This is a genomic window from Ruegeria sp. ANG-S4 (genome assembly GCF_000814005.1).
Taxonomy (GTDB): Bacteria; Pseudomonadota; Alphaproteobacteria; order Rhodobacterales; family Rhodobacteraceae; genus Ruegeria.
Map to the genome: position 1 here is coordinate 600401 of NZ_JWLK01000002.1, position 20448 is coordinate 620848.

18 protein-coding genes are annotated in these 20448 nt (G+C 55.8%); 12 read left to right on the top strand and 6 right to left on the bottom strand.

What is annotated here, in order from left to right; translation table 11 throughout:
- Positions 1-32: 32 nt before the first annotated feature.
- Entirely contained in the window at positions 33-872 is an 840-nt protein-coding gene (locus RA28_RS10220; protein WP_039527541.1) for an alpha/beta fold hydrolase, read from the bottom strand.
- A gap of 259 nt (positions 873-1131) precedes the next feature.
- On the opposite strand from RA28_RS10220, the gene RA28_RS10230 reads away from it, so the two are divergent.
- The 4 genes from RA28_RS10230 (at position 1132) to RA28_RS10245 (ending at position 5968) form a co-directional block, all read left to right on the top strand.
- Positions 1132-3363, top strand: coding sequence for an ATP-binding protein (locus tag RA28_RS10230; RefSeq protein ID WP_241481102.1), 2232 nt, complete (start codon positions 1132-1134; stop codon positions 3361-3363).
- Complete coding sequence (locus RA28_RS10235; RefSeq protein WP_039527549.1) at positions 3356-4069, top strand: response regulator; 714 nt, start codon at positions 3356-3358, stop codon at positions 4067-4069. The genes RA28_RS10230 and RA28_RS10235 overlap by 8 nt, the downstream gene beginning before the upstream one ends.
- Before the next feature lie 160 nt (positions 4070-4229).
- Positions 4230-5060 carry a GNAT family N-acetyltransferase gene (locus tag RA28_RS10240; RefSeq protein ID WP_039527551.1) on the top strand — a complete coding sequence of 277 codons (831 nt, stop codon included), beginning with the start codon at positions 4230-4232 and terminating at the stop codon, positions 5058-5060.
- Between the two features lie 179 nt (positions 5061-5239).
- The gene (locus tag RA28_RS10245) at positions 5240-5968 is read left to right on the top strand and encodes a nuclear transport factor 2 family protein (protein WP_152612054.1); all 729 of its coding nucleotides are present in this window, start codon (positions 5240-5242) and stop codon (positions 5966-5968) included.
- Positions 5969-6111: 143 nt separating this feature from the next.
- Here RA28_RS10245 and RA28_RS10250 read toward each other — a convergent pair whose 3' ends face one another.
- Both RA28_RS10250 and RA28_RS10255 read right to left on the bottom strand, forming a co-directional pair.
- The gene (locus tag RA28_RS10250; protein WP_052261414.1) at positions 6112-7347 is read right to left on the bottom strand and encodes an adenylate/guanylate cyclase domain-containing protein; all 1236 of its coding nucleotides are present in this window, start codon (positions 7345-7347) and stop codon (positions 6112-6114) included.
- A gap of 234 nt (positions 7348-7581) precedes the next feature.
- Entirely contained in the window at positions 7582-8799 is a 1218-nt protein-coding gene (locus RA28_RS10255) for a peptidoglycan-binding domain-containing protein (protein ID WP_039527554.1), read from the bottom strand.
- Between the two features lie 295 nt (positions 8800-9094).
- On the opposite strand from RA28_RS10255, the gene RA28_RS10260 reads away from it, so the two are divergent.
- Genes RA28_RS10260 through RA28_RS10270 form a run of 3 tightly spaced genes read left to right on the top strand, consistent with a single transcriptional unit; the run spans position 9095 to position 11508 of the window.
- Positions 9095-9919 (top strand): ABC transporter substrate-binding protein, encoded by an 825-nt coding sequence (locus tag RA28_RS10260; RefSeq protein ID WP_039527937.1) that lies wholly within the window; start codon positions 9095-9097, stop codon positions 9917-9919.
- Positions 9920-10780 carry an amino acid ABC transporter permease gene (locus RA28_RS10265; RefSeq protein ID WP_052261415.1) on the top strand — a complete coding sequence of 287 codons (861 nt, stop codon included), beginning with the start codon at positions 9920-9922 and terminating at the stop codon, positions 10778-10780.
- A complete protein-coding gene (locus tag RA28_RS10270; RefSeq protein WP_039527555.1) occupies positions 10777-11508 on the top strand; it encodes an amino acid ABC transporter ATP-binding protein in 732 nt (243 codons plus the stop codon). Before RA28_RS10265 ends, RA28_RS10270 begins: the two co-directional genes overlap by 4 nt.
- A 172-nt stretch (positions 11509-11680) precedes the next feature.
- Here RA28_RS10270 and RA28_RS10275 read toward each other — a convergent pair whose 3' ends face one another.
- A complete protein-coding gene (locus RA28_RS10275; protein WP_039527558.1) occupies positions 11681-12280 on the bottom strand; it encodes a TetR/AcrR family transcriptional regulator in 600 nt (199 codons plus the stop codon).
- Between the two features lie 82 nt (positions 12281-12362).
- Here RA28_RS10275 and RA28_RS10280 point away from each other — a divergent pair, with 82 nt between their 5' ends.
- Positions 12363-12974: a GNAT family N-acetyltransferase gene (locus RA28_RS10280; RefSeq protein ID WP_052261416.1), complete on the top strand. Its 612-nt coding sequence runs from the start codon at positions 12363-12365 to the stop codon at positions 12972-12974.
- Between the two features lie 237 nt (positions 12975-13211).
- Positions 13212-13964 (top strand): methyltransferase family protein, encoded by a 753-nt coding sequence (locus RA28_RS10285; RefSeq protein ID WP_193747387.1) that lies wholly within the window; start codon positions 13212-13214, stop codon positions 13962-13964.
- A 6-nt stretch (positions 13965-13970) separates the two neighbouring features.
- Here the strand turns inward: RA28_RS10285 and RA28_RS10290 are convergent, their stop codons facing one another.
- Together RA28_RS10290 and RA28_RS22225 are read right to left on the bottom strand one after the other, a co-directional pair.
- Positions 13971-15203, bottom strand: a complete 1233-nt coding sequence (locus RA28_RS10290) for an MFS transporter (protein WP_039527560.1) — start codon at positions 15201-15203, stop codon at positions 13971-13973.
- A gap of 490 nt (positions 15204-15693) precedes the next feature.
- Positions 15694-17052: a tetratricopeptide repeat protein gene (locus RA28_RS22225; RefSeq protein ID WP_052261418.1), complete on the bottom strand. Its 1359-nt coding sequence runs from the start codon at positions 17050-17052 to the stop codon at positions 15694-15696.
- Between the two features lie 173 nt (positions 17053-17225).
- On the opposite strand from RA28_RS22225, the gene RA28_RS10300 reads away from it, so the two are divergent.
- From RA28_RS10300 to RA28_RS10310, 3 genes are read left to right on the top strand one after another with little or no spacing between them, the layout of a single operon-like run.
- Positions 17226-17453 (top strand): hypothetical protein, encoded by a 228-nt coding sequence (locus RA28_RS10300; RefSeq protein ID WP_039527564.1) that lies wholly within the window; start codon positions 17226-17228, stop codon positions 17451-17453.
- Between the two features lie 24 nt (positions 17454-17477).
- Entirely contained in the window at positions 17478-18740 is a 1263-nt protein-coding gene (locus RA28_RS10305; RefSeq protein WP_082029798.1) for a DUF3179 domain-containing (seleno)protein, read from the top strand.
- Between the two features lie 10 nt (positions 18741-18750).
- Entirely contained in the window at positions 18751-20415 is a 1665-nt protein-coding gene (locus tag RA28_RS10310; protein WP_039527567.1) for a sulfatase-like hydrolase/transferase, read from the top strand.
- Positions 20416-20448 lie beyond the last annotated feature (33 nt).

Consider the following 20448-nt stretch of genomic DNA (forward strand, 5'->3'; position numbering starts at 1 on the left):
GAAAGCGTGCCGCATCATCTGATGCGGGCGGTCTAGGCGGCTTGTTGCGCGGGCCAGCTGATGTTGGCAGCTGGTCTTTCCACGCCGGCGACGTGCTCAAGTATTCTCGTGTTGATCCACTCCGGCTGAAAAACCGGTGCCATATGCCCAAGCTCGGGCAACAACGCGATCCGCGCATTGGGCAGCGCTTTTGCAACAGCCACGGACGTGTGCTGAGCGATCTCCGGTGACTCCAGTCCCGTCATCACCAATGACGGAACTTCAACCTTTGACAGGTCTTTCAGGGTCCACGTTTCCGCGAAACCGTTGGCAAAATCGGTCATGACCGCGCCGATTTGGTCAGCAAACCGCTGTTGCGCCGGGATTGGAAGCGCGTTCCAAAATCCATCATGGTTCCAGAAATCCAGAAAATGACGCATTCCTGCGGCGGCGTCTCCGTCAGCTGCTGCGGCAGTCACAAAGCCCGAGATCAACTGGATTTGGCGCAGGAGCTTCTTGCTGACGTCGTTGCCATCCTTGAGAAAGTGAAAAGTTGCAGGCTCGTAAACCGTAAGACTTTTCACAAGATCGGGACGCATCAGCGCGATCTTGATCGCAATACCGCCCCCATTGGAATGCCCCACCAGATGAACGGCGCGGCCCATGTCCTCAATCTCACGGATGATGGGGGCTGCTGAAATGGCGGCGCCCTTTTGTGCAAGGTCGCCGGCCAAAGGTTCCCGGCCATAGCCCGGCAAATCGATGGCATGGACCGTAAACCGGCCCTCCAGATCAGCGGTCAGCTGCTTCCATTGCGCGGCGCTGGATGCGGATGAATGCAACGCGACAATCGGTGCGTTGAGTGTTTCAGTAGAACTAAATGAAATAGTCATCGGTATAACCCAAGTACGTTTGCGATGGGCAATATCTGACCTTTCATTGTTTCAATGTGATTTCTGAAAACGCCGCAAAGTGTTTCAGTTGTAGCTATGTGAAGTAGTTCACACAGCGCGTTATCCGGTTCGAAAACAAGCAGCTTTTCGACGGGCACGGATGCAAACGGGCGCGCATTGAAACAATTGAAACACAAGACGCTGATTTTGAAATGGCACTGAAACAATGATAACTTAGAAGGACAGGATGACGATGGGCATGGCAAACGATCTTGAAGAGATAGCGAAGGCGAGAGACCTTCTTCGTGATGCCATTGAATCGCTCAAAGAGGGGTTCGCCCTTTATGATGACGACCGCCGTCTTGTGATGTTCAACCAGCGATACGCTGAAATGAACAAAGGCGTTGCCGACCTGCTGGAGCCCGGCCTGGACTGGGAAATACTGATGCGCGAGACGGCGCGCCGGGGTATCTACGCCGAGGCGATTGGCAACGAACAGCAGTGGGTTTCGGACCGACTGGCCAACGGGATTGAGTTCATCCAGGATTACGAACTGGTCGAAACGGACGGACGTACATATCTGGTTTCCGTGCATCCGACCAAACTGGGCGGCTTTGTTGTTACGCGCGAGGACATAACCGAACGAAAGCAGGCCGAGGTGGAAGAGCGTGATGGCGATCTTCTGATCCGGAAGGTGTTGGATGCAAGTTCGGCGATTGTAACGATGGCCCGCATCGGCGACGGCCAAATTCTGTATCGCACGCCTGCCGCTCTTCAGATGTTCGGTCCGTCCCGTTCGGCAAAAGAGCACTATTTGCGCCCGGAAGAGCGCGCGGACTTCATCACGCTGTTGCTGGCGGACGGACATGTCGACGACTACAAACTTGATCTGGTGAATGCGAAGGGGAATGCCTTTCCAGCGTCGATTTCATCGCAACTGATTGATTACAAGGGCGAAGAGGTCATAGTCACCAGTATCATTGACCTGACCGTTCAGAAAAAAGCTGACGCCCTGATCCGGCAGGTCGTAGAAGCCTATCCCGCAGCCATAAACATGACGCGTGCCGATACTGGCGAAGTTCTTTTTGCCACGCCTGAAATCAAGGCCCTTTTCGGCGATGCCGAAAGTTCGAAATCCTACTATGCCGACCCCGGCGAACGGGAACGCTATTTAAAGGACCTCAGGCAATCTGGTTCAATCAAAGACCGGCGCATGGAATTCGTCGACTCAGAAGGACGAAAGTTCTGGGTGGCGGATTCATCGCGCCTAATTGAATTCAATGGTGAAGAAGTCATTGTTTCGAACACACGCGATCTGACAGACGAGCTGGCGATTGAAGCCGAGCTTGAGAAACAGCGAGAGTTGCTTTTCCAGAACGAAAAAATGTCTGCGTTGGGAGAGCTGCTTGCCGGTGTTGCGCATGAGTTGAACAATCCGCTTTCGGTTGTTGTCGGGCACTCGCTTATGCTCAGAGAAGAAATCACGGATCCCGATCTGACCGTTCGGATTGAAAAGATCGGCAACGCGGCGGAACGCTGCGCGAAGATCGTCAAGACTTTCCTTGCGATGGCCCGTCAGCAACCCAGCAAGATCGAGCAGGTCGACGTGCACAACATGATCGAAACAGCCGCTGATGTTGCGGGTTATGGCAGCACGTCCGGTGAAATCAGCATCAAGCAGACGCTTCCTGCTGATCTGGCGCCAATTGCAGGTGATGCCGATCAGCTGACCCAGGTCATTCTCAACCTCATCATCAATGCTGAACAGGCGATGACGGCAACAGGCGTTGGCGATCAGATCGTGCTTTCAGCCAAGCCCATGCCCGATGCCGGGATGGTTGAAGTAACGGTTGCGGATAACGGCCCCGGAATTCCCAAATCCATTCGCCCCCGCATTTTCGAGCCGTTCTTTACGACGAAAGAAGTTGGCGACGGAACCGGGATCGGTCTGGCGTTCTGCCACCGGATCATTCTGTCCCATGGCGGTCAGATCAGCCTGGATCAGACCGCTGATACCGGGACCTGCTTTCGGATAACCCTTCCCGTTGCCGGGTCGGATGATGACGTGGTCGACGAGCCGTGTGACGATACCCCTTCCTTTTCAAAACACCGCGCTCTTGTGGTCGATGATGAAGTCGAGGTGGGCGAGTTGAACGCGGAAATCCTGAGAAGAGAGGGCTTTGAGGTTGATTTCGTGAATTCAGGTGAGGACGCGTTGGACCGCTTGCAGTCCGCAAACTACGATATCTTCCTGAGTGATTTGAATATGCCGGGCGTCGACGGTCGCAAGATTTACGAAGCGCTGGTGGCACGTTTTCCCGACATGCTGCGACGGACCGCCTACATAACGGGCGACACGATGGGCGAAAGTTCCTTGGGGCTGTTACAGGAATCTGGCCTGCCTTACCTGGAAAAACCGGTTTCCCCGTCCGAGCTGAGGACTCTGGTCGGTAAGCTGCTTGCGGACCAGAAGGATCAAACAGATGGATAATCAGAAAACCCATATCCTGGTTTGCGATGACGAAATTGACGTGCGCGAGATGCTTCAGGAATACCTCAGCAAGCGCGGATACAGGGTGTCCGCCGCATCCGGGGGCGATCAGCTGCGGGCTATCGTCTCGGCAGAGGCGGTGGATGTCATGATCATGGATATCAACATGCCTCAGGAAGACGGGCTGTCGATCCTTAGGTCTCTGCGCCCCGAAAACACGACCCCGGTAATAATGCTGACCGCGGCAGGTGATGTCGTTGACCGCATTATTGGCCTTGAAATGGGGGCTGACGACTATTTGGGCAAACCGGTCGATCTGCGGGAACTTGAGGCCCGGATCAAGGCGATACTGCGCCGTGGGGCCGTCAACGAAACGACGTCCGTCGAAAGTTCAGGCGGAGATGGCGCCCCTTTCGGAGACTTTACGCTGGACAAACAAGCGGCCAAACTGCTGGCTGCTGACGGTTCCGAAGTCCAGTTGACAGCTATGGAATACAGACTGCTCAAAGTGTTTGCCGAAAACAAAGGAAGGGTTCTGAACCGGGATCAGCTTTTGGAGCAGGCACATGACAGGTCGTGGGATCCGTTCGATCGCAGCATCGACATCCGGATTTCCAGACTGCGCCGAAAGCTCGAAACGAACCCCGAAAAGCCGGAAATTATCAGAACCGTGCGCGGGATCGGCTATTTGTACGATCCGAAGTAAGTTCCGCATTCATTCCGTGGCTGATCTCAAACGATCTGCTCTAAAGAACTGGAACGTCCAAGATCGTGGTCGTCTTGCGTTCGCACGTTGAACCGCCTGATCCGTAATGATAAATCCTGCGCACGTGACAGGGTTTCTCCAGAACTGAACAGGCACGGGCATGAAATTTTGCAGCGCGGAACATGTTTCGGATCAAGAGCTTCTTGATGTTCTGAATGCCGCGTTTTCAGACTATTTGATCCCCATGAGGCACACAGACCGGTCTCTTGCGCAGATGTTTCGACAAAGGTCCTTTTGTCGCTCTTCCACGATTGTTGCAAAAGCAGAGGGACGACTGGTCTCCTTTTGGTTCATTGGCAGGCGCGACACGCAAGCGTTCCTTGTCGCAAGCGGGACACGCCCCGAATGGCGGCGGCGCGGATTGAACGAACAGATCGCGCAAAGGGTCATCAGCGGATTGAAAGGTCAGGGGGCATCGGTCCTGAGACTTGAGGTGTTTCGCGATAACCAAGCGGCGGTCGCGCTTTATGAAAAGATCGGGTTTGTTGTGAAACGAAAGCTCGACCTCTACGAAATTCCTCCGGGCACGATGGAACCCCTCCCCGGCGTCGACACAGCGTCGTGGAGCGACGTGTCCGAGATGCTTCAAGCTCATCGAGACTGGCAGCCGAGCTGGCTCTATGAAAATGAGTCTTTGAGTGCGATACAAGACGATCTGGATTGCCATTGCATCCGGAGTCAGGGGCAAATCGTTGGCTCGGCGGCGGTCATCAGGTCAAGCAACACACTTGCCCAGATTGCCGTTCGACCGAGTGCGCGGCGTCGGGGAATGGCACGGCGATTGATCGCACATGCTGCGTCCAAGGCGCCTAAGACGGCGATGAGGATCATCAACGTGGACGCCTCGGATGCGGCGTTCAAGACATTGCTGACTGCTTGCGGAGCACGCGAAAACAAAGGTCAGTTTGAGATGGCACTGCCGCTCGGCTAGCGTCTAGTCGGCTGTAAATCAAAGGTTTTTGGCACAAAATGCAACCTGGCTTGGAAGAATCCCGGAAGGGTTTTGTTTAACCCGTCCGCCAATGGCATGCGTCGAGAAACGCTTCGCCAGGCAATAACCCTAAGTCTATGGAAACGACCATGAACGCACACCGACAGCTGATCACCAAAATGCTTGATGCCCTGTTTGAAAGATATGACACGGAAGAAGCCGGGCCAATGCTGGCAACGGATTACATTCAGCACAATCCGCATCTGGCAACTGGTTCACAACCGATCCTGGATGTCATTCCAACGTTAAAAGACCATGGATTGAAACGCAGATATCTGCGCGGTGTTTGCGAAGGCGATATGATCGTCTTCCATAACGCGTATGAAAATGCCGATCTGTTTGGTACCAGCGAGATGGTTTCATTCGATGTGTTTCGGGTTGCTGACGGCAAGGTTGCAGAGCACTGGGACAATATGGTTGCGACCGTGCCAGCCGATAAAACGTCAAGCGGGAACAGCAGTTTGGACGGTGAAACAGAAATCTCCGATCTGGATCGAACAGCGGACAACAAGGCCATTGTAAACAACTATGTCGCCGAGCTGTGTGCGAAGGGTGCCGATGCTGCCGTGCAGAATTTCGTCGATACCAAGGATTTCGTGCAGCGTAGCCCAAGCGTTGGCGCGGGAATCGAAGGCATACGTGAAATGCTGAACAAGCAGAGATATTTAAAGCCGCACTTCACTATCGCGGAAGGCAACTTTGTTTTCGTGGCTTCCGAAGGCGTCGAAGGCGATCAGGCCATGGCTTATTTTGACTTGTACCGCGTACAGAGCGGCAAGATTGTCGAGCAATGGTCGATCAACGACTCGATCCCGGACAAGATGGTTCATGACAACGGCAAATTCTGAAAACTGACCAAGGCTTGCCCCTGCGGCAAGCCTTACCATCCCAAAGTTTCACCAGTTCCGCCAATCGTTGTGGTGGCCGAGATGGGATCGGGCCATCGATGAAAGTCGATTGATTGGAATGACTGGCGCTTCTCGACGCAGGCTCAGTCGATCGTAAACAGCTCTTGTCTGTCGGCAACGCCCCGCAATCTGTATTGCCCCAGCGAAACAAGATTTGGAATTGATTGCACCAAGTCGCCTGCCACCTTGTCGGAAACAATAATGTTCTGATCAAGGGCGCTGGACATGCCGAGAATGCGAGATGTTGTGTTAACCGCAGGACCAACGACCGTGAAATCAAGGCGCGACCTGCCGCCTATGTTACCATAAAGAACGTCGCCGGCATGCAGGGCAAGCGTGAAGCCGGTTGTTGGCATTCCGTCCAACTGCCGCTGTTTGTTGAGCCTGTCGAAGGTTTCGCGCAGCTCGATGGCTGCGTAAATTGCAACGCTGTGAGCGTCCGGAACCTGCTCGACATCGAAGATGGCGAGCATGCCATCCCCCATGAACTTCAGAACGTTGCCGCCGTGATTTTCGACCACGTCTACGGCTTCGGCAAAATAGTCATTCAGCAATTCTATGATCGAGTTGCCCGGGAGCGCTTCTGACAGTTTGGTGAAGCCTTGCAAATCAAAGTACCAAATTACTGCAGAAATAGTTTCGGATGATCCTCGGGTTATGTCCCCGGAAAGAACGCGTTTACTGGCGTCGCGGCCCAGATAGGCAGCTGTAATATCCTCGGCCATCAACCTGTTTGCGCCGCATTTCAGCGTCAGGCAAAGCGGAGGTATCAGTTGACGTAACCCGTCTAGCTGCTGGCTTGTGAAGCCGCCCTCCGCATCGGTTGCCAAGGATATAATGGCCCCTTCCTCGGGCTGCATTGGATCAACCGGTGCGGCATGATCCTGACGCAGGAAGAAACGTTTGACAGCAAAATAGTCTGTTGCCCCACGCTCGCGAAGCTCGTCAAGAATGGGGAAGTGGAACTCGGGGTTTTCGGCAGTCAGATCCTGCCTGACCTCTTCAACGTTGTTTGAAAGAAGATAGAAAATCGGGCTCAGAATGTATTCTTCCGGGGCGTCTGTCCTCCGGACGAAATCCTGTCGCTCGTTTCCACCGTCCCTGTGCCATCGAAAGGCAACGGTGCCGATCTCGGGATGGTGGGCGCGAACGGTGATATTTGCCCTTTGAATCGGTATGCCTGCCGCCACCAACCGGTTGCAAAACGCTTCGAGCCAGGTTTCGACCGGCGCGTTTTCCAAGCCTTGTTGGACAAGCCAGTCGGCCAGGTCTTTCAAGGCAGCGGTCAGTTCCCAATTCTGAATTGCAGGGGCGGCCATTGTGTCCTCATCAAATGTGGTCAAAACCGTTGATTCAGAGAATAGACCGCTTGGCCGATACCTCAAATTGGTTTTGCCTCAGGCGCTTGATCGAAATGTTTCCGGTATGTTGGGAAGTCTTCGCAGACCGCATCTGACAACAGGCGAAATGCCAACCGACTTTGCGGTTCGAGACGGACCAAAGATGGTACCCGCGGGCCGAGCGTCAGCCAACGGATACCTGTTGCTTTTTGCTTACTGTGCGGCTGTCATTGCCGTACGCAAGAGTTGCGGCCGGTCGGATTGAGACGGCAGGAAAACCGCCTGCGATCCGGCGTCCAGCGCTGACAGGCTCGCATCATACCATTGCATTGCCAGGTCCCGGCGTTCCTGTACACCAAAGCCTTCGCGCAGGTGGTGCCCAATCAACTCACCATAGGCAGGCTCACCCATTGCCACCAACATCAATGCAGAGCCAACCGCGCTGTCCATGTTGTCCTGACGGTAGCCCATTGCCAGACAGACTTTGCTTGTGGCCGCAAGATCTTCGGGGCTAAGCCCGGAATCCAGCGCAAGCTTACGCATCTGCGTTTCGGCGTCCGTCTTTGAACTCAGAGACAGGGAGACAACCTGGGGGGCCAGCATGTTGCCAAACGCTTCGCATTGGGTGGCGACCTGATCCGGTGTTAACCCTTGTACGTCGGCCATCAGCTCCTCGCCGCGCGCCATCGCATAGCTGCGGGCAAGGCAGAACTGTTCGCTGAGCGCAAAGTCAGGATCCGACATGTTGGCCAAGGTTGTATAGCCGCCATTGGTTGATGTCTGAAGCATCACGGCACTGCAACGATTGGCCAGCGACGGGCCTGTGGTGCCGCCGGCGAACAGGCTGGGCAGACTGGCAGACGCCGTTTCGGTTGTGTCCGCCTCTGGCGCGCTGGGTTGCGGCGTTGCGACCGGCGTGGTTTGCGCCGGAGCTTGCGGTGCAGCAGCTACGGTGGTGCCCGTTTGAACCTGCCTGCGATACGCCATCAAAAGCGGTTGTCCGGAGAGTTGGGTGGTGGCCTGTCCTCCGCTTGTACCCCAGTAATATGCCTGCATCAGGAAGTCGCGCTGATAGGGCTGAAAATCATAGCCATTCACCGGATATCCCATAGAGGCCTGATACCGTTCGATCGCTGAGCGGGTGCCTCGACCGACCTGACCGTCTACCCGACCGGCGTTATAGCCAAAATAGTTGAGCGCTGTTTGGGTCTGTGCACCCTGGCTGGTCGACGGGATGCCTTGGCGGTAAGTCCGGGTCGTCGTCGTTGTCCGGGCTTTCTTCCTTTGCTGGTCCTTGCCAATGGCATAACCAACGACACCCCCAACAACCGCACCGCCAATAAAGTCGCCGGCGTCGGCCCGTGCCATTTGCGGCGAGGCGGCTGCAAATGACAGCGCAAGGCCAAGTGTTGCAATGAGACGAATGATCATGACTTACCTCCAAAACAAATAAAAACTGCAGCGAACTATAGCACAGCCACCATGTAACGCGGAAAATATTGCGACTTCCAGACCGGTGACACGACCACAAAGCTGCCGATCAGCAGGCTTTTGCCCGGTCTAGGCGCCTAATTGCCGTCTGCTGAACGTTTGCCTCACGTTTCTGGCATTGCCCAAGAACTCGGCCCGCATGTTCATATTGGACGCGGGTGTTTTCGTTCACGCACTGGACAAATCCTTCTGCCCGTAAGATCGTATGCGCGATCAAAAAAGCGGAGATATTGGTATGAAACTGATTGTTGGCGGAGCTCTGGCAGTACTTTTCACCGCAACCTCGGTTGTCGCCCAGGATGGCGGGGCCTGTGCGAAAGGAAAGACGTTAACAGATGGCACGCTGACCATCGCTACTGGCAACCCGGCCTATTATCCCTGGGTCATGAACGACGCACCCGAAAGCGGCGAAGGGTTTGAGGCGGCTGTCGCCTATGCAATTGCCGAAAAAATGGGCTTTGGCCAAGACAACGTGACCTGGGTACGCACGAGCTTTGACGAAGCGATTCAGCCCGGCGCGAAGAATTTTGACTTCAACATGCAGCAATACTCGATCACCCCCGAGCGGGAGGAAATGGTCGATTTCAGCCTGCCGTACTACACGTCGGCCATGGCGGTTCTGACCACCCAGAACGTGGTCGATGCCGGGGCCGAAGCGACGCTGGACAGCCTCAAGGGCCTAAAATGGGGCGCCGTTGCCACGACCACAGCCATTCCCATGCTCGAAGACGTGATTGATCCGTCCAGCGACCCGCTGCTTTACAACGACAACGCCGATGTGAATGCCGCCATCATGGCGGGTCAGATCGATGCCGCGCTCTATGATCTGCCGACTGCGCTTTATCTGTCAGCGGTCGTGGTCGAGGGCGGCGCGCTTTTGGGTCAGTTCCCGCCCGAGCAGTCGGAGAGCCCCGACCAGTTTGGGCTCTTGATGGAACAGGACAACCCGCTGAAGGAATGCGTCGATGCGGCCCTGACTGAACTGACCGAGAGCGGTGAGCTTGCTGCCATTGAAGCGCAATGGCTGGCCGAGGCCACGGGTGTTCCGGTCATAAAGTAAATGGACGACGCATCTTTGCCTGACGGTGCGAGCGGTCGCACTGTCGCGGCACCCACGCGCCGCGAAGTGTACGAGGCCGAGGTCAGGCGGCGCTCGAACCGTATTGCGCTGATCTCAACGGCCAGCGTGGTGTTGGCCATTGTATTCCTTGTACCGCTCGCCCCCGGTTGGGAGGCGGTGCAACGCTCTTTCTTCAATGGTCGGGTTTTTGCGGCTACGTTCCCGGGTCTGTTGAACGCATTTCTTTTGAACGTCATGATATTCGCCTGGTCCGCGCCATTGATCGCGGTTACGGGCCTGGCCATAGCTCTTTGCCGGGACACTCGCGCTCCGGCTTTGTTTCCGTTGCGGTTGTTCGGGATCGCCTACACCGACATCTTTCGCGGGCTACCGGTGGTCCTGGTCATCTACATCATCGGTTTTGGCGTGCCCGGGCTAGGCCTGCCACGGCCGTGGAACAGCCCCTATATCTGGGGAACGCTGGCGCTGGTTCTGGTCTACTCGGCCTATGTGGCAGAAGTGATCCGATCCGGCATCGATTCCATCCACCAATCACAACGCTCTGCGGCGGCTTCGCTGGGCCTGAGCGAACGGGACACCATGCGTTTTGTCGTTCTGCCGCAAGCCATTCGGAATGTGGTGCCAGCAAACATGAACCTTTTCATCGCGTTGCAGAAAGACGTCGCCCTGTTGTCCTTTATCGGACCGGTCGAGGTTTTTCGCCAAGCCGGGGTGTACAAGTCGCTTTACGCGAATTTCACGCCCTATGTCGGGGCCGCGCTGATTTTTCTGGTGCTCACAATCCCGGCAACGCGATATGCGGATTACCTGATGAACAAACAAAACCGGGCAAGAACATGACGGCGAAGTTGTCGTTGCGTGGGGTGCGCAAACGCTTTGGCGATCACGAGGTGTGCAAGGGCATTGACCTGGATGTTGCCGACGGTGAAATGGTCTGTCTGATCGGAGCGTCGGGCTCGGGGAAGTCCACGCTTTTGCGTTGCATGAACCTGCTTGAGCCCATCGACGATGGCACGATTTGGCTGGATGGCACAGATATTTCCGAGCCCGGTCTGGACCCCCAACCGGTTCGGCAGCAGATCGGCATCGTGTTTCAAAGCTACAACCTGTTTCCGCACATGACGGCGGCGGAAAACGTTATGCTCGCCCCGCGCCGGGTATATGGCCGAAGCCGCGATGTTTTGCGCCCGCAGGTCGAACGGCTGTTTTCCCGTTTTGGGCTTGGCGATCGGATGGATCACTATCCCGACCAGCTATCGGGGGGTCAACAGCAACGGGTTGCGATCATTCGCGCTTTGGCGATGGAGCCGCAGATCATGCTGTTCGACGAGATTACCAGCGCGCTGGACCCCGAACTTGTCGGAGAAGTGTTGGACGTGCTGCGCGATCTCAGAGGGCAGGGGATGACCATGGTGCTTGCCACGCACGAGATGGGTTTTGCAAGGGAACTGGCAGACAAGGTCTGTTTTCTTGATGCAGGTCGCATCCTTGAGCAGGGACCACCTGACGAGCTTTTTTCCGCCCCGCGTGAGGCTCGAACCAAGGCGTTCCTTTCGAGAGTGCTTTGATTTGGTGATTGGCCCGGGCCATGTCCGAGGCGTCGCATACAAGCCACCTAAAAACCTCGGACCACGCGCGGTTGCCCCGGCGGGGCTTTCCGCGTGTCTTCGCTCTTGATGGTCAGTCTCGAAGCTTTTCGGCGATAGATTAGCGCCTGGGGCTTCCGACCATTGCGCGTCTTTACTTTTTCAGCCCTGCCGCGATGAATTTTGCCGCACGCCGGGTATGTGCGCGGATTTCCGCAGGGTCGGTTCCGGCCCGAGCGCGGGTTGAAACACCGATCACCGTATTGGCAAGCAGTTCCGCCGCAGCCTGGGCGGTTTCATGTGCTCCGGCCCGCTGCATCACAGACAATAAGAGCGCGTCCAGTGCCGACAGCACAGCGGAAAGACGCGCCTGTACGGCCTCAGAATGAATAGCCGCCGGGGCAGTCCCCCAAACCAGACACCCAAGCGTGTTCTTGTCGCCAGGTGTGTACAGATCCACCAAGGCATCAAAGAAATCGTCAAGGATGTCTTCAATCTTTCCGGTCTGCTCCAGACATTGGGCGGCCGTTTGCGCGACTTTGGACGTGAAGGCGTCCAGTGCCGCCAGATAGAGGTCATTCTTGTTTCCGAAAGCAGCGTAGAGGCTGGGACGGCTGAGCCCGGTTGCTTCTGAAATGTCGTCGAGTGATGCGGCGTCCAAACCACGCATCCGAAACACGTCTGCAATTTTGGCAAGCGCTTCATCGGTGTCAAACGTGCGCGGTCGCCCGCGCGGTCGGGGCCTATCGTCCATTTTGTACTGCCTCGCTTGGAAACCTTGACGATCCATTCTTTATAAGCGAAGCAGTACAGAATTCAAGAAGGGATAGAATCAGATGCTTGATACGAACATCGAAGCTCTGCCACATCAGGTGCGTGTGGCGGACGTTTCCGAACGCGAACAGGTTTTGAACGCCATTACGTTGGGCTTTTCCGCTGACCCTGTTGCACGTTGGATTTGGCCTGAGGCGCGGACTTATTTGAACGCCATGCCGCGTTTTGCGGCGGCGTTTGGTGGGCGCGCAATTGACGCTGGAACAGCGTTTGTCACTGACGGATTGCGCGCAGCTTCACTTTGGTTGCAGCCCGGCATTGAGCCCGACGGCGACACCATCGAAGGGATTCTGGAAGAAACAGTACGCCCCGAGATTTCGGATGATCTGAACAAGATGTTCGAGTTGATGGATGCTCACCACCCGGAAGAGACACACTGGTACTTGCCGATGATTGCGGCTGACCCTCGGTTCCTCGGGCTTGGTCACGGTGCCGCAATCCTGAAACACGCGCTTCGGACCTGTGACGAGACGGAAACACTGGTTTATCTCGAATCCTCGAACGCGCGGAACATTTCGCTGTACGAACGGTTTGGCTTTGAGACGATTGGAGAAATCGCACCGGGTGAGGCCCCCCCGATGTACCCGATGATCCGTCAGCCCAGATCAGTCTGATCGTTGAGCGTCGATTGATACTGACGCACCAATGCTGTCGGTGGTCTGGGTTACTTTCGGCGTGCCCTCTACCGGTTGCACAGCTCCGACCGCTTATGCGGTCGGAGCATTTTTCTTGATGTCGCGGAAGTTGGAATTGCGAAGCGATTTTAACGCAAGCGCACTCCTCTCGCGCAACGGGAAACAACTGCGGCACTTAAAGGAAATCGCCAAACCAGTAGCTGAGGGTCACCCATCTTGCGCACCATTCAATTGATTATCGGCGTCATCGGGTACATTGCGGCTATTGCCGCGCTTCTTGCGCTTTTCGGTTTCATCGCTGGTGTTGGGCCGCATGGTGGTCTGAATGACGGTCCGCAGACCGGGTTACTTTTTGCCCTTGCGATTGATCTGGGACTGATAGCGCTTTTCGGGCTCCATCACTCGGGTGCAGCTAGGCGAGGCTTCAAGTCGTGGGTGACCCGGATCTTTCCAGCCGACCTTGAACGCAGCATCTATCTGCTTGTGACTGCCGCGCTGGCGACGCTTATCATTGTTGCTTGGCGTCCAATCCCGATTCAGCTTTGGCAGTTCGAGAATCCGGTAGGGGTTGCCGTGATCAGAACCTGTTTTGTTGGCGTCATGGCCATGATGCTGGTTGCAACCTTTCAGATCGGACACCTAGGGTTCTTTGGCCTCAGGAATCCTCTTGACGCCTTCCTTCAAAAACGCACCGCGCCGGTCAGTTTTTCTGCCCGATTCCTGTATGGGTTGGTCCGCCACCCGATCAGCCTCGGCTGGTTGTTGGCGCCTTGGCTGGTGCCCGAGTTTACCGTCGGCCAGCTTGTATTTGCCCTGGGCACCGCCGCATATGTGTTTGCCGTAACACCTTTGGAAGAGGCCGACCTGCGCCGGGACATAGGTGCTGACTATGACACCTATCGCAACCGGGTTCCGGCGTTTTTTCCGTTTCCCCGGATTTCCAAGCGGACGGACCGGCGATTGCAATAGGTCAGTCTAAGCGTGGCTTTCGGCAGGTACGTTTGTGAGGGGCTTTTCCTTAAGCAGGAACACCAGAACGCCAGCAAACACAGCGAGCCAGATCGACGACCACCAAACGATGCTGTACTGCGTGTAGAGGTCGTACAACAGGCCTCCAAAATATGCTCCGGCTGCGGCGCCGATCTGATGCCCGGCAGAGATCAGGCCAAACGACAGGCCCATGACCCCGCGACCAATGTGGGACGCAACAAGGCTGGCCGTTACCGGAACCGTCGAATAATCGACCATTCCGAACAGGACGGAAAAGACGATCAGGGTTTCAAAGCTGGCGCCGACATTCAGTAGAATGAGAAACGTCAGACCGCGCAGCATATAGATCAGCCCAAGCAACAGCGGCCGGTTCATCCGGTCCGTCAGCCAACCGGCAAAAATCATCCCTGCAAGGTTTATTGCCGACAACAGACCGTAGGCTGTAGCAGACGGCACCGGACCAAATCCACAAAACGCCGCGTAAGGAAGGAAGTGGGTCTCGATCACGCCTGTCGTTGTGTATCCGCAGATCAAATAGCTCCAGAACAGGATCTGAAAGGCGGGCAGTTTTAGGATGGCCACCAAGTCTTGACGCAATGTGTTGGAATTGCCTTTGTCCTCGTCCAGTACATCCTTGCTGACGATCTTTCGGGGAAACCAACGGTGAATAAGGCCCATGATCGCCAGTGTCCCGATCCCCAGCGCGACAAAGGCGAGACGCCAGTCGAAGACGCTTATGAGCAGGGCCAGAAGCGGAACAACCACAAACTGGCCGCCGGTTGATCCGGATGTGGCGATACCCGTTGCCAGCCCGCGTTTTGTTTCAACCTCTTGTTCAACGGCGGTCGATACAACGTGGGTCGCTACAAGCCCGAAGCCAATCGCCGCGATGCCGCTGAACGCCAGAAAAAAGACAACCGCATTGGACGAAAGCGCGACGATAAAACAGCCTGTCGCCAATGCCCCGAGGCCGATGAGCATGATCGCGCGTGCGCCTTGTTTGTCCACAAGCCGCCCGCCGAAAGGCGCGACAGTGGCCATGACCAATAGGGCAACCGCCGCTGTCCCCGACGTGAAGCTGCGCGACCAGTCAAACTCCTGCTCTAAAATCGGCATGACCAGCCCAAGGGCGGCTCTTGCAGAAAAGGCCAGCGCGAGCGCGACAAAGGACAGTCCGACCGTCAGCGCGGCAGTTCTGTTTTGGGCTGTAAAGGTCAAGCGACTGGCTCCAGCTATAGTTGACCAATCAGAACTAGATCGACCCTTTCGCTGCATAAATGACAAATCTCGGGCAAAAACGGCCATTCTGATTGTGCGGCTCTTCGGTGGCCACATCTTCAAAACTCAAAAAAGCCCGACCTCATTGAGGCCGGGCAGTTTGGAGGAATATTTGACGGACGAAAGGGATAGTCCGGATCGCAATCACCGACTATCCGCAAGCGCCGCAACCGCATTGCGGTGTCGACTGACTGACTTAGGCCCGTCAGAAACTCAAATGGATAAAAGGCGCAAAAAATGCCAACAAGGTAGCATTCTGGAAAGTAACCCTTCCTGTCCCATACCGGCGGTTTTTCCATGTGCTGGGCTTGGGGCCATTGTGTGCCGGTGGATGGCTCTGTCTGCAGACCGTCGTTCTTGATGTGCAATCAGGTTTTCTACTCGTTTCTTTGCTGGCACAGCGGGTCGACAGGTTCGAAGTCTGGCGAGATCATTGGTTGGCTTTTGCTTGCGTGATTTCATTGAGTGCACTCAGGATAGCCTCGGCGTCGCGTGGATCTGAAAACAGGGTACGAAACAAATGATCCAGAGGGTAATCGGGCCAGGCTTGTTCCAAAAGCAGCACAGTGGCGCGCGCCTGATCGGTTTCGCCTAATCGCTGATAGCCGGCGGCCAGATACCCGATGGAAATCGCGCTGACAGGATCGCCCACCCGTATCGCCTCGTTGAACTGGTCCACCGAGTTTTGATAGTCACCCAAATGATAACTCGCCGACGCCAAAACGCTGCGGTACGGGAACCTCTGGTTGGTTGTATCGCTGTCCCGCGCGCGTTTGGCCGACACGATCGCACGTTCAAAAGCACCGCCAAACAGGGAAAACAGCGCGTCGAAATTGATGACATGAATATCATCGGGCGCAAGGCCAAGGGCTCGCGATGATTGATCGATCGCCGCATCGAAGTCCCGCTTGGCAAAGGAAACGAGCGCTTGCGATGAATGGCTCCACCCTTCATCCGGCGCCAATTCCAGCGCCTTTTCGGCACGGGACTGTGCGAGATCCAGCAAAGCGCTCTTTTCTTCGCCCGGCGGCGTCGTGATGGCCAGGATACCTAGGGCTTGTCCGGATCCCGCATATCCGCCGAAGTAAGTTCCATCCAAAGAAATGGCACGTTCAAACATGCCACGCACGGCTTGCAGCCGTTCGCGATCCAACACCGGAAACATCAACGGTCGCGCTTCGTTGGCCAGATTGACCGCCTGCAGCTTGGTCGGGTTCGTTGAAAAGAGCGCCTCACGCACAGCTTGTTGCTGCTTCAAGTTCGCAGGTGTCGCGGCAGTTTCCTGAGATACGTCAGATGTGCGCAGAAAAAGAAAAACCCCAGCGCCGATTGCAAGCAACGCCAGAATAGCGGCCCACGGCAGCCAGTTCTTGGCTGATCGTTGGGTTTGGCTTTTTTCTGAACTGTCATCCAGCATTTCGAACCGGGGTACATAACCGCCAGGGTCAATATGGATACGCAGGCGCTGATCCTTGCCCGAGTTTGAGTAGTAATTGGCCAACCGTCGTCGCATGCGCCCGGCATCAACGCGCACAACGGCCATCGGATCGCCACCTGCGTCCAGGGACCTGCCGTAAACATCTTCGGCGATGGACTTGGCCCGAATGTCATCGGATTTACCAACCAAAAGCTTTTCCACGACATAGCTCAGGAAAGATTGCAACCGCTCGGCCCCTTCGAATTCCGGGCTTTCCAGAATCGCCGCCAAAGCCTGCCGGATTTCCGCTTCCGAAGGCCGTGTTGGTGCCGGATCGACGTCCGGCTTTGCATGTAATCTCCTCGTCGGCATCGCTTCTACAGGTTTTGCGCGGCTTATAAGTCTTTGAAAAATAACATGTTACGTCGTAACATACGTTAAGATACCTGAATATGTAAGTGTATTTCAGCGATAGTACGCTGGAAAGGAGGGGAATTCGCCTTTTCGTCGAGGCATCACCGCGATCACGCACCTTGGGGATCACCATGGATACTCTGTTGGTTCTATTTCCGGATCAGGCGAATGAAATCGGACGCCTGCGCAGTGCGGACACAGTGTTCGCCCAAATATGTGCCGACTATGAAAGCCTTACGGCGCTGATGCCCTGCGATGCGAAAGATCCAACCTACTCAGATTTAATCGAAAGCCTTCGGGGGCTGGAGGACGAAATTCGGCTTTACCTCGCGTCCCGGTCACAGCCACCCGAAAGCTGATCAAAGCAAAAGAAAGCTGTCCCAATGTTGGCCAATTTTCTGTTTTATATCGGGCTGATCGTTTCGCTTGCTATCGGCTTCATGTACTTTCGCGATCTTGGCGACGTCAGCCAGATGGTTCTGAAGGTGAAGCGGAACAACATGATCCGCTTTATTCGCAACGAGAACGCCTACATCGCTGCCGGCATCGGCGCTTTGGTCCTGATGCTCATAGGCCATGTGATGGGCGGCGGTCCCGGATGGCTGTTTTTTCTGGGCGCGCCAGCCGTGACTTTGTTGATCGTGTTTCTCTTCGCCTTTCCATGGGTTTGGGTTCACGTCGGTTTGCGCAACCAGCAAGACAGTGCGCACTACTACCCAATTTCCGAGGCCCGGGATTTCATCAACCCATCAGCGAGCGTCCTGGTTATCGAAAACAACGGGCACGCTCGCGCGCATTCGGACGGTCAGTTGATGCGCCCGCACCTGGCGGGCAATCCTGATGGGTTGGGCGGCGATGATGTCGTGATGACCTATTGTGCCATGGCCAATCTGGGCCTTGCCTACAAACCGGTCATTGATGGCAAGCGGCTGGATCTTGAGGTGATGGCCCAGCATGGAAACAACCTGATCCTGCGTGACAACACGACTGGCGAGCCGATCCAGCAGATCTATGGGCATTTCGACAGCGACGGCTCGAAACAGGCGGCAATGCAGCCCTGGCCGACCTTCCGGATGAGTTTTCGCGGGTTCCAGAAGGCCTATCCCGATGGTGAGGTGTTTTTGAACAAACCGTCTTCGAACCCGTTTTTGCGCCTGTTCGACACGTTCACCGAAACCGTTTTTGCGTCCGGAATTGCCAAACAGCACCAAGAGGCCGCGCCGGTCATGGACAACATGAGCCATAGCGACAATCGACTGCCCAACAAAACTTATGTTTGGGGCGTCACAGTCGGCGATGAGGCGGTCTGTTGGACGGATGACTTCATTGCGGAAAACCACGGCTTGATTAACGCCAAAGTCGGCGACCGCGATCTGGTTGTATCTTATTGCCCAACTTACGAAAGCGTCGGCGTCTGGTACAATGACAGCGGCGAACCTGTCACAAATATCGACTTTTTCGGAAACTCGAACTGCGGAAAGCTAAGCCGTGTCGAGACCCTGCGTTCCGGCATGTTCTGGCATGTCTGGGTCGAATTCTTTCCCGACACGGATATCAACCGCACCAGCGCGACCCAACCCGATCCCGACGATCTGCAAATTTCCCCCAAACCCGTATCCGGCCAATCACCGGAGCAAAGTCAATGAGCATGTCGATATGAAAAAACTGACCAGATATCCGGTTCTCTTTTGCCTCGCAGCCAGCGCCGCGGCGGCGCAGGACGCGCCAATCATCCACGACGCGGAATACTATATCCTTGAAGCTCAGAACGCAGAACAATGGGCGGAAGACAATGCCGAGGTTGACCAACTGCTCGAAGCGTTCCGCGAAGAAAATGAAGGCAAGCCACCCAATATCCTCAACATCCTCATCGACGATATCGGGTTCGGTGATCTGGGAATCCCCGAACTCAATGCGGTGCGTGGATACTCAACGCCACATATAAACGACTTTTCTGATGAGGCGATGCGGATGGTTCGCATGTATACCGAACCATCGTGCACGCCGACGCGGGTTGCGATGATGACCGGTCGGCTGCCGGTTCGGATGGGGATGGGTGATACCACGGTGGATATTGCCGGCTTTGGCTTGCCGGAGGATGAAGTAACGCTGGCCGAGATCTTGTCAGAGGCTGGCTATGCGACGGCTCATGTCGGCAAGTGGCACATGGGTGATATTCCTGAATCCTGGCCCCATAATCAGGGCTTTGATTGGGCCGGGTTCCCGGTGCATCAGCAGGGCCAGCTGACAATTTACAATGACGACGCGATCAAGGAACAGGTCTCGGTGGGCATATCTGACTTTGATGACCGCTTTGTCCTGGATGATTTTTTTCGACCAGATCCCGCCGCGATGGTGACCGGGCTTGAGGCCGAGCGCGGCGGCATCGCGCGAGAGGTCGAGATGGAAGCGGGCGAACGTTGGACCGCTGAAAAATACGACGATATGAACCAGCGCTATCAGACCCAGACACTGGAGAAACTGCGCGAGTTTGCGGGCGGCGAAGAACCCTTTTTCCTGCAATACTGGCCGCTGATCCCGCTGGACAACACACGCGCCGGGCGCAGGGGACCGCAATCGCCGAATGGCGGCCTTTATGTCGACAAGATGCAGCAACTCGACAGTTGGTTGGGCGATATCTTCAACGAGATGGACGCGTTGGGGCTGACGGAAAACACGATCGTTGTTGTGATGGGTGACAACGGGCACTTCACAAAATACTCTCCGCAATCCGGGTTCACCCCTATGGTGTTTGCCGGTGGCAAAGGCGACGTTTCCGAGGGTGGCATTCGGGTCGATAGTTTCATCCGCTGGCCCGGTATGATCGAGGCCGACGGGATCGTCGGGGATATCGTCCATGTCTCCGATCTCTACACGACGCTCGCCCGCTTTGCCGGGGCCGATGCGGGTATCCCGCGCGACCGGTTGGTAGACGGTGTCGATCAATCTGCGTTGTTGCTGTTGGGCGAAACAAAGGGCAGGCGGGATCATCTGATCGTCTATTCCGTTCACACGCCCCGTGCGATCATCAAAGATCAACTGAAGCTGCGAATTCCGGGGGCCGGCGAAAGCGCGATCCTGGCGGATTTCTTTGATGTCTATCGCGACACCCATGAAAAGTACCCGGTCTCAACCGAGGTTGGCGCATGGGGCGGTCAGGAGTTCGTTCGCATTTTGGGGCGCCATTTGAAACGTAAGGAAAAGTACCCCGACATCGAGCCCGCGCGTGGCGTTCCCTATGAAGGCATTGAGAACCTGCGCCCCGAGACAAAGGCGGCTGTTGAAGCATTCCTGCTCAAACAATCCTCAGTCAGCAAGTGACCTGAAAATAGCTGCGCCTGCGCGATGGGATGC

Coding starts and splice junctions, on each gene's coding strand:
- RA28_RS10220 (WP_039527541.1), bottom strand. CDS start 872: ATGACTATTTCATTTAGTTCTACTGAAACACTCAACGCACCGATTGTC.
- RA28_RS10230 (WP_241481102.1), top strand. CDS start 1,132: ATGGCAAACGATCTTGAAGAGATAGCGAAGGCGAGAGACCTTCTTCGT.
- RA28_RS10235 (WP_039527549.1), top strand. CDS start 3,356: ATGGATAATCAGAAAACCCATATCCTGGTTTGCGATGACGAAATTGAC.
- RA28_RS10240 (WP_039527551.1), top strand. CDS start 4,230: ATGAAATTTTGCAGCGCGGAACATGTTTCGGATCAAGAGCTTCTTGAT.
- RA28_RS10245 (WP_152612054.1), top strand. CDS start 5,240: ATGCTTGATGCCCTGTTTGAAAGATATGACACGGAAGAAGCCGGGCCA.
- RA28_RS10250 (WP_052261414.1), bottom strand. CDS start 7,347: ATGGCCGCCCCTGCAATTCAGAATTGGGAACTGACCGCTGCCTTGAAA.
- RA28_RS10255 (WP_039527554.1), bottom strand. CDS start 8,799: ATGATCATTCGTCTCATTGCAACACTTGGCCTTGCGCTGTCATTTGCA.
- RA28_RS10260 (WP_039527937.1), top strand. CDS start 9,095: ATGAAACTGATTGTTGGCGGAGCTCTGGCAGTACTTTTCACCGCAACC.
- RA28_RS10265 (WP_052261415.1), top strand. CDS start 9,920: ATGGACGACGCATCTTTGCCTGACGGTGCGAGCGGTCGCACTGTCGCG.
- RA28_RS10270 (WP_039527555.1), top strand. CDS start 10,777: ATGACGGCGAAGTTGTCGTTGCGTGGGGTGCGCAAACGCTTTGGCGAT.
- RA28_RS10275 (WP_039527558.1), bottom strand. CDS start 12,280: ATGGACGATAGGCCCCGACCGCGCGGGCGACCGCGCACGTTTGACACC.
- RA28_RS10280 (WP_052261416.1), top strand. CDS start 12,363: ATGCTTGATACGAACATCGAAGCTCTGCCACATCAGGTGCGTGTGGCG.
- RA28_RS22225 (WP_052261418.1), bottom strand. CDS start 17,052: ATGCCGACGAGGAGATTACATGCAAAGCCGGACGTCGATCCGGCACCA.
- RA28_RS10300 (WP_039527564.1), top strand. CDS start 17,226: ATGGATACTCTGTTGGTTCTATTTCCGGATCAGGCGAATGAAATCGGA.
- RA28_RS10305 (WP_082029798.1), top strand. CDS start 17,478: ATGTTGGCCAATTTTCTGTTTTATATCGGGCTGATCGTTTCGCTTGCT.
- RA28_RS10310 (WP_039527567.1), top strand. CDS start 18,751: ATGAAAAAACTGACCAGATATCCGGTTCTCTTTTGCCTCGCAGCCAGC.